Source organism: Microbacterium oleivorans (assembly GCF_023715745.1).
Taxonomy (GTDB): Bacteria; Actinomycetota; Actinomycetes; order Actinomycetales; family Microbacteriaceae; genus Microbacterium; species Microbacterium oleivorans_D.
Window position 1 is genome coordinate 96,862 of the sequence record NZ_JAMBOV010000003.1, and the last position, 13,924, is coordinate 110,785.

General features: G+C 68.3%; 12 protein-coding genes. 8 read left to right on the forward strand and 4 right to left on the reverse strand.

Going from position 1 to position 13,924, the window contains the following annotated elements; genetic code table 11:
• From M3190_RS08365 to M3190_RS08375, 3 genes are read right to left on the reverse strand one after another with little or no spacing between them, the layout of a single operon-like run.
• Entirely contained in the window at positions 1 to 918 is a 918-nt protein-coding gene (locus M3190_RS08365) for a 5'-3' exonuclease (protein ID WP_251580517.1), read from the reverse strand.
• A 16-nt stretch (positions 919 to 934) separates the two neighbouring features.
• Complete coding sequence (locus tag M3190_RS08370; protein ID WP_251580518.1) at positions 935 to 1,858, reverse strand: hypothetical protein; 924 nt, start codon at positions 1,856 to 1,858, stop codon at positions 935 to 937.
• Positions 1,852 to 2,373: a hypothetical protein gene (locus tag M3190_RS08375; protein WP_251580519.1), complete on the reverse strand. Its 522-nt coding sequence runs from the start codon at positions 2,371 to 2,373 to the stop codon at positions 1,852 to 1,854. Before M3190_RS08375 ends, M3190_RS08370 begins: the two co-directional genes overlap by 7 nt.
• Positions 2,374 to 2,464: 91 nt before the next feature.
• On the opposite strand from M3190_RS08375, the gene M3190_RS08380 reads away from it, so the two are divergent.
• From M3190_RS08380 to uvrB, 6 genes are all read left to right on the forward strand, one after another.
• Positions 2,465 to 2,884: a YchJ family protein gene (locus M3190_RS08380; protein ID WP_251580520.1), complete on the forward strand. Its 420-nt coding sequence runs from the start codon at positions 2,465 to 2,467 to the stop codon at positions 2,882 to 2,884.
• Between the two features lie 147 nt (positions 2,885 to 3,031).
• Entirely contained in the window at positions 3,032 to 4,483 is a 1,452-nt protein-coding gene (gene rpsA / locus M3190_RS08385; protein ID WP_064002307.1) for a 30S ribosomal protein S1, read from the forward strand.
• A 139-nt stretch (positions 4,484 to 4,622) separates the two neighbouring features.
• Positions 4,623 to 6,314 carry a sensor histidine kinase gene (locus tag M3190_RS08390; RefSeq protein ID WP_251580521.1) on the forward strand — a complete coding sequence of 564 codons (1,692 nt, stop codon included), beginning with the start codon at positions 4,623 to 4,625 and terminating at the stop codon, positions 6,312 to 6,314.
• Positions 6,311 to 7,498, forward strand: a complete 1,188-nt coding sequence (locus M3190_RS08395) for a diguanylate cyclase (protein ID WP_251580522.1) — start codon at positions 6,311 to 6,313, stop codon at positions 7,496 to 7,498. Before M3190_RS08390 ends, M3190_RS08395 begins: the two co-directional genes overlap by 4 nt.
• Positions 7,499 to 7,520: 22 nt before the next feature.
• The gene (coaE, locus tag M3190_RS08400) at positions 7,521 to 8,117 is read left to right on the forward strand and encodes a dephospho-CoA kinase (protein ID WP_251580523.1); all 597 of its coding nucleotides are present in this window, start codon (positions 7,521 to 7,523) and stop codon (positions 8,115 to 8,117) included.
• Positions 8,118 to 8,176: 59 nt separating this feature from the next.
• Entirely contained in the window at positions 8,177 to 10,258 is a 2,082-nt protein-coding gene (gene uvrB / locus M3190_RS08405; protein ID WP_251580524.1) for an excinuclease ABC subunit UvrB, read from the forward strand.
• Positions 10,259 to 10,264: 6 nt separating this feature from the next.
• On the opposite strand, the gene M3190_RS08410 is transcribed toward uvrB, so the two are convergent.
• Positions 10,265 to 10,501 carry a hypothetical protein gene (locus M3190_RS08410; RefSeq protein WP_251580525.1) on the reverse strand — a complete coding sequence of 79 codons (237 nt, stop codon included), beginning with the start codon at positions 10,499 to 10,501 and terminating at the stop codon, positions 10,265 to 10,267.
• Positions 10,502 to 10,539: 38 nt separating this feature from the next.
• On the opposite strand from M3190_RS08410, the gene M3190_RS08415 reads away from it, so the two are divergent.
• A complete protein-coding gene (locus M3190_RS08415; protein ID WP_251580526.1) occupies positions 10,540 to 10,983 on the forward strand; it encodes a MarR family winged helix-turn-helix transcriptional regulator in 444 nt (147 codons plus the stop codon).
• A gap of 54 nt (positions 10,984 to 11,037) precedes the next feature.
• Positions 11,038 to 13,923: an excinuclease ABC subunit UvrA gene (gene uvrA / locus M3190_RS08420; protein ID WP_251580527.1), complete on the forward strand. Its 2,886-nt coding sequence runs from the start codon at positions 11,038 to 11,040 to the stop codon at positions 13,921 to 13,923.
• Position 13,924 lies beyond the last annotated feature (1 nt).

Consider the following 13,924-nt stretch of genomic DNA (forward strand, 5'->3'; position numbering starts at 1 on the left):
TCACGCTCGGGCCGACAGCGCTGCTGCGGCTCGGGTCGCGGAGGATCCGAGCGACCAGGCCTCCGCGAGTCCGGCGACCGCGGTGTCATCGGGCGCGACGATGCGCGAGTCGACCTGTGGCAGCTCGAGCGTGCGGACGACCTCGACCACACGCGGGGCGACGTCGAGGTAGTCGCTCGCCGCGAGGATCTTCGTCCGCACGCCGGCGCTCATCCCTTCGCCGGCCTCGGCGGCCCGACGGATGCCGGGCAGGTCGCCGTGGGCCGCGAGGAGCGTGGCCGCCGTCTTCTCGCCGACCCCCGCGACTCCCGGGAGTCCGTCGGATGCGTCGCCGCGCATCGCGGCGAAGTCCGCGTACTGGGTCGGAAGGATCCCGTACTTGCTGACGATGACCGCGTCGGTGAGTTCTTCGAGCTTGCTCATGCCCCGCCCCGTGTAGACGACGCGGACGCCGCGCGCATCGTCGACGAGCTGGAACAGATCGCGGTCGCCGGTGACGACATCGACGGGGATCGCGCTCGTCGAGGCCAGCGTGCCGATGACGTCGTCGGCCTCGTGCTCCGCTGCGCCGATGATGGGGATGCGGAGGGTCCCGAGAGCCTCGCGGATCACGGGCACCTGGATCTCGAGGGGATCGGGGACCTCCTCGACGTCCGGTGCGGTCGCGACTTCCTGCGCGACGCGGTGGGCCTTGTACGACGGGATGAGGTCGACTCGCCACTGCGGACGCCAATCATCGTCCCAGCAGGCGACGAGGTGGGTCGGTTCGTAGGTGGTGACGAGCTTCGCGATCATGTCGAGGAATCCCCGTACAGCGTTGACGGGCCGCCCGTCGGGCGCCTTCACGGTGTCGGGCACGCCGTAGAAGGCGCGGAAGTAGAGGCTGGCGGAGTCGAGCAGCATGAGGCGTGCGGTCACGCGCTCATCCTCGCATTCAGCATCCCGGACCGCTCGGGTCTTCGTCGCAGGTGCGCTGCACCAGCGCCGTGTCGACGTCGACGACGCGGATGAGGGTCGACGGCGAATCGATCGCGAGGGTGCCGGGGACGGCGAACCAGCCGCCGCCCGCGTCGGCCTCCGCGACGTAGCGGATCGTGACGCCCGCGCTGTACTCCCCGGGTGCGCTGTAGCTGTGGCTGGTGTCGGTGGCGGTGAACTGCGGGACGTCGAGCTCCTGCCAGGAACGCCCTGGCGTCCGAGTCTCGCGGGTGGTGCCGTCGCCGTAATCGAAGACGAAGGACACAGGGGTGAATCGAACGGTCACCGGGACGTCGAAGATCTCACCGTCCACCGTGTGCTCGGTGGCAGCAACCACGAAGTTGGTCGGCATGCCCACCACGCCGAACCCGTCGGGCTCACCCACGACCTGCGGCGGTGAGGGCGCGAAATGCGCGACGTCGTCGATGGTGGCGGTGGTCGGATCGGGTGCCGCGGGCGCGGGATCCGGGTCCACGGGGTCCTGCTCCGCCTGCTCGGCACCGGGCAGTGGCGCGGTGCCGGGGGCGGTGACCGGGGCCGTGCAGGCGAGGTCGAAGGCGCAGTCGACCAGCCATTGCTCCCGCGTGCGGCCGCCCGGGTAGTACGCGTTCGGGTCGCGCGGGGGCGGAGGCGTCAGGATCGGGGCGTTCGTGCCGCCGCCGTTGTTCTCGTTGCCGCGGGCGGGTGAGCGAGGGGTCGTGGTCTCGGTGCGTGTGGCCCCGATCGAGACCGAGGAAGAGTCATTCTCGATCGCGCAATTGGTCCACGTGTTGGATCCGACACATTCGCCTCCCGCGGCCCAGGCGCGTGTCTCCTGGCCAACTGCGGCGAATGCTAAGAGTCCGACGAGGAGAAGAGCAGATTGTGATCGCGTCAGCACCTGTCATCCTCAATCGCTGTACTCGCAACGATGCGAGCGCCCGTAACAGATGTGGGATCCTGCTCGATCTCTACGTCCAGCGCGAAGATGTCAGGGCGATCAGGCGAAACCCGGGATTGACCGGCGGCGTCGACCACTGCGACTCCCGAGACGTCCTGACAGACCAGGATCTGTGCTGGCATCTCTCCGGCCGAGATCGATGGCACCTCAGTTTCTCCGGACACCCTCCAGCCATCCGCGTGCATTTGTGTGAGGGTCTTCTTCTCGCTGGCTAGCGCCTCGCCGTCCAGTAAGGAATAGACGGGCTCGAAGGTGGCGGGGTCGCTGAGGTCGACACGGTTCAGGGCGTCGACGTAGGCGCGGTAGGTCGCCTCGGCGGCGGCGAAGGCTTCCTCTTCCGAAGCGAAGCCGGTCGGCGTGGGCGTCGGCGTCGGTGCACTCGCGGGCGCGCACGCCGCGAGGGCCGCCGCGAGCACGGTCGTCGCCAGCAGGGCAGCACAACGTCGAGCGGTCATGCGACCACGGTAGTGACCGGGGCCGCCCTCCTCGCGGGTTCTCCACAGCGCGTAAGCTCGCGGGCGTCGATCATGCGGCGGGGGAGGGAACATGTCGTTCGGGGCTGCGGCATCCGCTCATCGGGGGCGTCGGCCTGCGCCGGACGCGCTCTGTCCCTGCGGCCGACGGGCGTTCGCGGCATGCTGCGGACCCGTCCTCGACGGCGTTCCCGCCGAGACGCCCGAGGACCTCATGCGGTCCCGATACACGGCGTTCGCGCTGGCGGATGCCCGGCACCTCGCCGACACCTGGTGGCCTGCGACGCGCCCCGATGACGTGTCGGTGGATGACGGGACCTCGTGGCTCGGCCTCGAGGTGCTCCGTTCTGAGACGACTCCCGACGGCCGCACGGGTCGAGTAGCGTTCCGGGCCCGATGGCGAGACACGGCGACGGGGGAGAGCCGACTCCTCGAGGAAGACAGCAGGTTCCTGAGGCGCGCTGGTCGCTGGTACTACGCAGACGCTCTCTGATACCCTGGAGTGTCACACGCGTGGCCCTTGCGCCGCGCCCGCGTGACATTGCACGAACAACCACCCTGCCACGATCGGTTGCCGCACGTCCTCGTGCGGACTGGCCCCGTGGCCCGAACACAACACCATCCAAGGACAACCCCCTACATGACTAACGCAACGACCGCCCCGGCCACCAAGCAGGTCGCCATCAACGACATCGGATCTGCTGAGGACTTCCTGGCCGCGGTCGAGAAGACCCTGAAGTTCTTCAACGACGGAGACCTGATCGAAGGCACCGTCGTGAAGATCGACCGCGACGAGGTCCTCCTCGACGTCGGCTACAAGACCGAGGGTGTCATCCCCTCGCGTGAGCTCTCGATCAAGCACGACGTCGACCCCAACGAGGTCGTCAACGTCGGCGACCAGGTCGAGGCCCTCGTCCTCCAGAAGGAGGACAAGGAAGGCCGCCTGATCCTCTCCAAGAAGCGCGCGCAGTACGAGCGCGCCTGGGGAGACGTCGAGAAGATCAAGGAGAACGACGGTGTCGTCACCGGCTCCGTCATCGAGGTCGTCAAGGGTGGTCTCATCGTCGACATCGGCCTCCGCGGCTTCCTCCCCGCGTCGCTCATCGAGCTGCGTCGCGTCCGCGACCTGACGCCGTACCTCGGCCAGGAGATCGAGGCGAAGATCCTCGAGCTCGACAAGAACCGCAACAACGTCGTGCTCTCGCGCCGCGCCCTGCTCGAGCAGACGCAGTCCGAGTCGCGTTCGAACTTCCTCAACAACCTCCACAAGGGTCAGGTCCGCAAGGGCACCGTCTCGTCGATCGTCAACTTCGGTGCGTTCGTCGACCTCGGTGGCGTCGACGGCCTCGTCCACGTCTCGGAGCTCTCGTGGAAGCACATCGAGCACGCATCCGAGGTCGTCGAGGTCGGCCAGGAGGTCACCGTCGAGATCCTCGAGGTCGATCTCGACCGCGAGCGCGTCTCCCTGTCGCTGAAGGCGACGCAGGAGGACCCGTGGCAGGTCTTCGCCCGCACCCACGCGATCGGTCAGGTCGCGCCGGGCAAGGTCACCAAGCTCGTCCCGTTCGGTGCGTTCGTCCGCGTGGCCGACGGCATCGAGGGCCTCGTGCACATCTCCGAGCTGTCGGGCAAGCACGTCGAGCTCGCCGAGCAGGTCGTCTCCGTCGGTGAAGAGGTCTTCGTCAAGATCATCGACATCGACCTCGAGCGCCGCCGCATCTCGCTGTCGCTGAAGCAGGCCAACGAGTCGGTCGACCCCAACGGCACCGAGTTCGACCCGGCCCTCTACGGCATGGTCACCGAGTACGACGAGAACGGCGAGTACAAGTACCCCGAGGGCTTCGACCCCGAGACCAACCAGTGGAAGGAAGGCTTCGACGAGGCCCGCCTCGCCTGGGAGGCCGAGTACGCCGCTGCTCAGGGTCGCTGGGAGGCTCACAAGGCCGCCGTCGCCAAGGCTCTCGAGGCCGAGGCTGCTGCTCCCGCCGACTCGGGCTCGTCGTCCTTCTCGTCCGAGGTCTCGAGCGGTGCCGGCACCCTCGCCGACGACGAGGCGCTGGCTGCTCTCCGCGAGAAGCTGTCCGGTCGCTGATCGACACCCGCATCACTGAGGGGTCGGAGCCGAGTGCTCCGGCCCCTCGGTCGTTTCCGGGCGGATGCCGCGGCGGCGTCCGGGCCGGTAACGTTCTCGTGTGGCAGATGCGGATCAGGGCGCGGCTCACGCTCACAGCGTGCCCACGGCTCCGCCCGCCGCCGGCGCGCGCGCCGAGCGGGCTGCGCGCTCGCGCGTGCCCTTGACGGAGCTGCGCGATCGGGTCGTCGCGAACAATCAGATCCTTCTGACCGCGATCGTCGCCGGCATCTTCCTGTCCGGTTTCCCCGGTGGATGGATAGCGCAGGCCTCCACCTTCGCGGCCGGAGTCGTGCTCGTCGTCGTCGCCGCCCTCGCCAGCCTGGCCGTGCCCTGGTCGCGCATCCCCCCGTCGTGGGTCGCGATCGTCCCGCTGGTGGACATCGTCGCCATCGGGCTGATGCGCACGTCGGATGTGCCCGGGGTCGCCCTGCTGTGGGCGTTTCCCACTATGTGGCTGTCGAGCCTCGGGCGGGTCTGGCTGATCGTCGGCTGCGTCGGATCGATCAGCGCCTACTGGATCGCGCTCGCCCTCGCGCCGTCATTCGAATTCACCTGGGGGATCATCGTCCTCCCCGCGGTCGTGATCGCGATCGGTGTCACCACCTACAACGGCACGCGTCGCTTCCAGGCTCAGCGCGCACTCCTCGACAAGCAGAACGTCCGCTTGGCGGCGGCACTCCGGCACGCCAGCCGTCAGGAGCAGCTGCTCACCGAGGTCCTGGACACCGTCGACTTCGGGGTGCTCCGTGTCGGCACGGACGGGGAGATCACCTTCGTCAACGACGCTCTCGGCAAGTTCCAGCAGCGGATCCCGAGTTTCGGCCGGCTCGGCGCCACGCAGGAGATCTACGCCGCCGACGGCGAGACCCCCCTCGCACCGGACGAACGCCCCCTCGCCCGCATCCTCCGGGGCGAGACCTTCAGCGACCTCGTCGTCTGGTTCCCCATCTCGGAGTCCCGACGGGCCGCGATCAGCCTGACCGCACGTCGCATGAAAGATGCCGACGGGCGGCCCGCCGGCATCGTCCTCGTCGCGCGCGACGTCACCGAGGAGCGCACCGCCCTCAAGGCGCGGGACAGCCTGGTCGCGTCGGTCTCCCATGAGCTGCGGACGCCGCTGACCTCGATCATCGGGTACCTCGAGCTCGTCCTCGACCATGAGGATCTGCCTCCGGCGATCGCTCGCCAGGTCGACGTGGCCTACCGCAACAGCGAACGTCTCCTCGGGATCGTCTCGGGGATCCTTGCCGCCTCGACCGCGTCGCGCATGTCGGTCGAGGTCACCCTTTCTCCGCAGGAGACGGACCTCGCCGACGTCGTGGCGGCGGCGGCATCCGATCTCGGACCGGTGGCGCGCGACCGGGCGATCCGGATCGACACGAGCGACCTGCTCCCGACCCCCGCGTTCATCGACGCGGCGCGCGTCCGGCAGGTCGCCGACAACCTGCTCAGCAACGCCATCAAGTTCAATCGCGACGGCGGCACCATCACCGTGGGCGCGTCGACCGACGGCAGGCACTCCTGGTTCCTCGTCCGTGACAGCGGCATCGGACTCTCCTCGGAAGATCAGGAGCGGGTGTTCGAGCGCTTCTTCCGCGCCGAGAGCGGAGTGCCGGGCACCGGGCTCGGTCTCGCCATCAGCAGGGAGATCGTCCGGGCCCACGGCGGCGACATCACCGTGACATCGACGCTGGGGCTCGGGACGACCTTCATGGTGCGGTTGCCCGCCACGGCGGACACCGCGGCCGAAGCGGCTGATCGCTCCGCCTCGGGGGACGACGAGCGATGACCCTGGACCTCTTCTCGGTGACCGTCATGACGGCCATCGTCGCTCTGACCGCCGCGGGGATCTTCGTCGTGGAGACTTTGCGCCGCCGCGACACCGGAGCGGGCCGCCTCTGGGCCGTGGGCTACCTCTGCGGAACGGCGACGACCTTCGCCTACATCTCATGGGCCTCGGGGATCGGCGGCGCCGTCGCGATCGCCATCGGGAACGCGTCGTTCGCGCTCACCCCCGCGTTCATCTGGCTCGGGAACCGCCGCTTCAACGACCGCCCCATCACCTGGCCCGCTGTGATCGTCGGAGTGCTCACGGTCGCATCGTTCCTCGCCGCGGTGATCCGAGTGCCCGAAGACGGCAGCTGGGGCGGCTGGCCCGTCATGGTGGTGACCATCATCGGATTGTTCGCCGCGGGGGGTGTCGAAGCGCTGAGGCGTCCGATGGGGCGGGTCGGGAACGCGCAGCTGTTCGCCTTCGTACTCCTCGCCGCCGCCGTCTACTACAGCGCGCGGCTCGTGGTGTTCCTCGCGGACGGGCCGGAGGGCGACTTCTTCACGACGTGGTTCGGATCCGTGTCGGCCAACATCGCCACCGTCGTGCTGACCATGGTCGCTGTCGTCGTGACCTCCATCCTCCGTTCCACCAAGAGCGCGACGCGCCGTTTTGAGTGGCTGAGCGAGAACGGTGTCGCCGCGGACGGCGTGATGCTCGCGGGGACCTATCGCGACGCGCTCCGCGACGTGGCCGAACGGGCGAGCTGGCGGCAGGATCTGCTGAGCGTCGTCGTCGTGGGCATCGACGGCATGGACGAGATGGCTGCGGCGTTCGGGTCGGATGCCGCAGACGAGCTCGCGGCGCAGTGGCGGCGCGCCGTGCGCCGACACGCCCCGGCGTCGGCGTTCGTGGGGGAGGACGGCGACTCGACCCTGTCGGTGTGCGTCGTCTCGAGTACCGCGGCGGAGGCACGCCGTCAGGCGGCGGCGATCTACCGCGGCTGCATCGACGACCTCGCCGGCAACCCGACGGGGCTGCTGCCGATCGTCGGTGTGGGGGTCGCGCTGACGGAGACGATGGGGTACGAACCGATCGTGCTGCTGAACGCCGCGCGAGCGGCGGCGCTCCGCGCCTCCCGCAGCTTGGAGGCCTCCGTTCTGTTCGGCGGCCCCGATGACCGCGGACCCGCCCGGGTCTGACGTGGCGTGGCATCCTCGGAGGGTGACTCTCATCGCATTGACCGGCGGCATCGCGTCGGGGAAGTCCACGATCGCGCGTCGACTCGCCGAGCATGGCGCGGTGATCGTCGACGCGGACGCCATCGTCCGCGAGGTGCAGCGAGCCGGGTCGCCGGTGCTCGCAGAGATCGCGGCCTCCTTCGGCGACGACGTGCTGACGCAAGCGGGCGAACTGGACCGCCCGCGTCTCGCATCACGCGTCTTCGGTGATGAGGATGCCGTGCGCACGCTCAACGCGATCGTGCACCCGGCGGTCCGGGCCGAGTCCGCCGCGCGCTTCGCCGCAGCCCACGCCGCCGATCCGGGAGCGATCGTCGTCTACGACGTGCCGCTGCTCCTGGAAGCCCGAGCCGAGGATCCCTGGGAGCTGGTGGTCGTGGCCCACGCGCCCGTCGAGCTGCGCCGGGAGCGGCTCGTCTCGCTGCGGGGGATGAGCCCCGCCGACGCCGACGCCCGCATCGCGTCGCAGGTCGACGACGGTCGCCGGCTCGCGATCGCCGATGTCGTGATCGACACGACCGGGTCGATGGAGGAGACGGTCGCGCAGGTCGATGCGCTGTGGGAGCGCCTGACCCGCTGAGGTCCACGCCGACGGCGAACGCCGGAGCCGGTGTCGGAGGCCACGCCTACGCTGGGAGCATGCAGACCACGCGCTCCGTCCGACCCTTCGAGGTCGTCAGCGAGTACCAGCCCAGCGGCGATCAGCCGCAGGCGATCGCGGACCTCGCCTCCCGCATCAATGCGGGCGAGACCGATGTCGTCCTGCTCGGTGCGACGGGTACCGGTAAGTCCGCGACGACGGCCTGGCTGATCGAGCAGGTGCAGCGTCCGACTCTCGTGCTCGCACACAACAAGACGCTCGCGGCGCAGCTCGCGAACGAGTTCCGCGATCTCATGCCTAACAACGCTGTCGAGTACTTCGTCAGCTACTACGACTACTACCAGCCCGAGGCGTACGTCCCGCAGACGGACACCTTCATCGAGAAGGACTCGTCGATCAACGCCGAGGTGGAGCGGCTGCGTCACTCCACGACCAACTCATTGCTGAGCCGGCGGGACGTCGTGGTCGTGTCCACGGTGTCGTGCATCTACGGCCTCGGTGCGCCGGAGGAGTACCTTCGCGCCATGGTCGCCCTGCAGGTGGGGGAGCGGTACGACCGTGACGCCCTCATCCGCAAGTTCATCGCGATGCAGTACAACCGCAACGACGTCGACTTCTCGCGCGGCAACTTCCGCGTCCGCGGCGACACGATCGAGATCATCCCGGTGTACGAGGAGTACGCCGTGCGGATCGAGCTCTTCGGCGACGAGATCGAGGCGCTGTACATGCTGCATCCGCTCACCGGCGACGTCGTGCAGAAGCTCGAGAGCGTGCCGATCTTCCCGGCATCCCACTACGTCGCGGGCACCGAGACGGTGCAGCGAGCGATCGGCACGATCGAGCACGAGCTCGAGGAGCGACTCAAGGAGTTCGAGTCGCAGGGCAAGCTGCTCGAGGCCCAGCGCCTGCGCATGCGCACAACCTTCGACCTCGAGATGCTGCAGCAGCTCGGATTCTGCTCGGGCATCGAGAACTACTCACGTCACCTCGACGGCCGGATGCCGGGCGAGGCACCGCACACTCTCCTCGACTTCTTCCCCGACGACTTCCTGCTCGTCATCGACGAGTCTCACGTCACGGTCCCGCAGATCGGTGCGATGTACGAGGGGGATGCCTCGCGCAAGCGCACGCTCGTCGACCACGGGTTCCGTCTGCCGAGCGCCATGGACAACCGTCCCCTCCGGTTCGATGAGTTCAAGCAGCGGATCGGTCAGACGGTGTACCTCTCGGCGACGCCCGGTCGGTACGAGATGGGGATCGCCGACGGTGTCGTCGAACAGATCATCCGTCCCACCGGGCTCGTCGACCCGGAGATCATCGTCAAGCCCTCGAAGGGGCAGATCGATGACCTGCTCGAGGAGATCCAGCTGCGCGTCGAGCGGGACGAACGGGTGCTCGTCACGACCCTCACCAAGAAGATGGCCGAGGAGCTCACGGACTTCCTCGGCGAGCACGGCGTCCGGGTGCGTTATCTGCACTCCGACGTGGACACGCTCCGACGGGTCGAGCTGCTGACCGAGCTGCGCCAGGGAGTGTACGACGTCCTCGTGGGCATCAACCTGCTCCGCGAAGGTCTCGACCTGCCCGAGGTGTCGCTCGTCGCGATCCTGGATGCCGACAAGGAGGGGTTCCTGCGCTCGGGGACGTCCCTCATCCAGACCATCGGCCGCGCGGCGCGCAACGTGTCCGGCCAGGTGCACATGTACGCCGACAAGATCACCGACTCGATGGCGGCCGCCATCGAGGAGACCGAGCGGCGTCGTGAGAAGCAGATCGCCTACAACCTCGAGAACGGCATCGACCCGCAGCCGCTGCGCAAGAAGATCGCGGACATCACCGATGCGCTCGCGCGCGAGGCCAGCGACACGCGCGACATGATGGACGGCCGCAGCAAGGGGAAGACCAAGTCCGGCAAGGGCAAGAGTCCGACGCCGCAGCTGCGGCGCGAGGGGATCGCAGCCGAGGGGGCGAACCAGCTCGAGGCAACGATCGAGGACCTCACCCGTCAGATGCTCGCGGCCGCCGACGAACTGAAGTTCGAACTCGCCGGACGGCTGCGCGACGAGGTGCAGGACCTCAAGAAGGAGCTACGCGCGATGGAGCGCGCCGGGCACGCCTGAGGCGCGTCAGGGGCAGTGCATCAGCGGCCGCTCGCCCGAGCGGTCGAAGGTGTGCATCGACATCGGGTGGCCGCAGAGCGGGCAGGCGCGTTCGCTCCTGACCGGCTCGGGCTCGGTCTCGTAGGGGCCGACCGAGGCGGGACCGGCGTACCGGATGAGGCGACTGTTCCACCACCGGTAGAACCCGCCGGCGGCACGGATCCGTTCCCGAAGCGGTGGTCGTGACTCCTGGTCGCCATTCATAATGATTAGTATACTAACTATTAGGACGAGGAGGATCGATGGATGACGATGACGTGCTGAAGCTCGAGAGCCAACTCTGCTTCGCGATCGTCACCGCCGCACGCAACGTCGTCGCGATCTATCGCCCTGTCCTCGAACCGCTCGGACTCACGCACCCGCAGTACCTCGTGATGCTCGCGCTCTGGGAGAGAGCGCCGCAGTCGCTCACCGAGTTGGCGACCGCCCTTGCGGTCGAGCCCGCCAGCTTGTCGCCGACCATCAAACGACTCGAGACGCAAGGACGAGTCGTCCGGCGCCGGCGCCCCGCGGACGAGCGTGTGCTCGACATCGCGCTGACCGATGACGGTGCGGCGCTCAGGGAGCGTGCACTCGACGTGCCGCGGCAGATCATGGCACGGGTCGGCCTCGGGGTGGCGGACGTCGAACGCTTGCGAGACGGCTTGCGGCCCTTCGCCGGAAGTCGACCCGCGCCCGAGGACTGATCGCCCGCAGCGAAGGGCGGAGCCCGTGTCGGTGGCCCAACCTAGGATTGACCGGTGCCCATCGTCCCCGTTCCCCACGCCTCCAAACTCAGTGTCCGCGGCGCGCGCGTCCACAATCTGAAGAACGTCGACCTCGAGATCCCCCGGGACTCGCTCGTCGTGTTCACCGGTCTGTCCGGCTCCGGGAAGTCGAGCCTCGCGTTCGACACGATCTTCGCCGAGGGTCAGCGGCGATACATCGAGTCGCTGAGCTCGTACGCGCGCCAGTTCCTCGGCCAGGTGGACCGCCCCGACGTCGACTTCATCGAGGGCCTCAGCCCGGCCGTGTCGATCGACCAGAAGTCGACGAACCGGAACCCTCGCTCGACGGTGGGCACCATCACCGAGATCAACGACTACATGCGTCTGCTGTGGGCGCGCGTCGGGGTTCCCCACTGCCCGGAGTGCGGCGAGAGGATCCAGCGGCAGACCGTGCAGCAGATCGCGGATCAGCTCATGGAGCTCCCGGAGCGGACGCGCTACCAGATCGTCGCACCCGTCGTGTCTCAGAAGAAGGGGGAGTTCGTCGACCTCTTCAAGGAGCTCTCCGCGAAGGGCTACGCCCGCGCGATCGTCGACGGCGAGGCGGTCCAGCTCGCGGAGCCGCCGACACTGAAGAAGAGCTACAAGCACGACATCGCCGTCGTCGTAGACCGCCTCGTGGCGAACCCCGACATCCTGAGCCGTGTCACCGACTCCGTCGAGACGGCGCTGGGGCTGGCCGGCGGCATCCTGCAGGTCAACTTCGTCGATGAAGAGGGTGACGACGCCTGGCAGAGCTACAGCGAGAAGCTCGCCTGCCCCAACGGTCACGCGCTGACGCTGACGGAGATCGAGCCCCGCACGTTCTCGTTCAACGCGCCTTTCGGTGCCTGCCCCGCCTGCTCGGGTCTCGGTACCCGGATGTCCGTCGACACCGAGCTGCTCCTCGGCGATGAAGAGCTCTCGATCGCCGAGGGTGTCATCGTCCCGTGGACGACGCAGGGCAAGGGCCTGTTCCAGTACTACGAGCGACTCCTCGTGGGTCTCGCGGACGACCTCGGATTCTCGCTCGACACACCGTGGAAGGACCTCCCCGCCGACGTACAGGACGCAGTCCTCACCGGCGAGAACTACAAGGTCACGGTCAAGTGGAAGAACCGGTACGGGCGCGAGATGCGGTACGCGTCGGGCTTCGAAGGTGTCATCCCGTACATCGAGCGCCAGTTCACGCAGGCCGAGACCGACACGCAGCGTCAGCGGTGGGCGGAGTTCCTCCGCGAGGTGCCCTGCCCGGTCTGCAACGGCGACCGCCTCAAGCCGGAGGTGCTCTCGGTGCTCGTCCACGGTCACTCGATCGCGGATGCCTCCCGCCTGAGCCTCGGCGAGGCGCAGCAGTTCTTCGCACAGCTCTCGCTGACCGACCGCGAGGCGACCATCGCGGCCGCGGTCCTCCGCGAGATCCGAGCGCGTCTGGACTTCCTCATCCAGGTCGGCCTCAACTATCTGAGCCTGAGCCGGGCTGCCGGCTCGCTCTCGGGCGGGGAAGCGCAGCGCATCCGTCTCGCCACCCAGATCGGGTCGGGGCTCACGGGTGTCCTCTACGTGCTCGACGAGCCCTCCATCGGACTCCACCAGCGTGACAACCGTCGCCTCATCGAGACGCTCGTGCGTTTGAAGAGCCTCGGCAACACGCTCGTGGTCGTCGAACACGACGAGGAGACCATCCACGCGGCCGACTGGATCGTCGACATCGGCCCGCGCGCCGGTGTCGAGGGTGGCAACGTCGTCCACTCGGGTCCGGTCGAACAGCTCTTGACGGACCAGGAGTCCATCACCGGCGCCTACCTGAGCGGCCGGCGTGCGATCCGGATGCCGAAGAAGCGGCGCAAGATCGACAAGGGCCGACAGCTGCGGGTCGTGGGGGCGCGGGAGAACAACCTCCAGAACGTCACGGTCGACTTCCCGCTCGGCGTCCTGACCGCCGTCACCGGGGTGAGCGGCTCCGGCAAATCCTCGCTCGTGAACGGCATCCTCTACGAGGTCCTCGCCACGAAGCTGAACGGCGCCCGACGGGTGGCCGGCAAGCACACCCGCGTCACGGGCCTCGAACACCTCGACAAGGTCGTGCACGTCGATCAGGCCCCCATCGGTCGCACGCCGCGCTCGAACCCGGCCACCTACACGGGTGTGTTCGACCGCATCCGTTCGCTGTTCGCCGAGACGACCGAGGCCAAGGCGCGCGGCTATCAGCCGGGTCGCTTCAGCTTCAACGTGAAGGGCGGCCGGTGCGAGGCGTGCTCGGGCGACGGCACCATCAAGATCGAGATGAACTTCCTGCCCGATGTGTACGTCGACTGCGAGGTCTGCCACGGCCAGCGCTACAACCGCGACACCCTCGCCGTGCACTACAAGGGCAAGAACATCGCTGAGGTGCTCGACATGCCGATCTCGGAGGCGGCTGACTTCTTCGAGCCGATCCAGGCGATCCACCGCTACCTCAAGACCCTCGTCGACGTCGGCCTCGGCTACGTCCGGCTCGGACAGTCGGCCACGACGCTCTCGGGAGGCGAGGCGCAGCGCGTGAAGCTCGCCACCGAGCTCCAGCGCCGCTCGAACGGGCGCACCATCTACGTGCTCGACGAGCCGACGACGGGTCTGCACTTCGAAGACGTGCAGCGCCTGCTCGAGGTCTTGAACAGCCTCGTTGACAAGGGGAACTCGGTGCTCGTCATCGAGCACAACCTCGACGTGATCAAGTCGGCCGACTGGGTCATCGACCTGGGACCGGAGGGCGGCTCGGGCGGCGGAACGATCGTGGCGACGGGGACCCCGGAGCAGGTCGCGACCGTATCGGAGAGCCACACCGGCCAGTTCCTCGCCGAGATCCTGGAAGTGGCTCCCGCGCGCAAGGCGGGCTGAC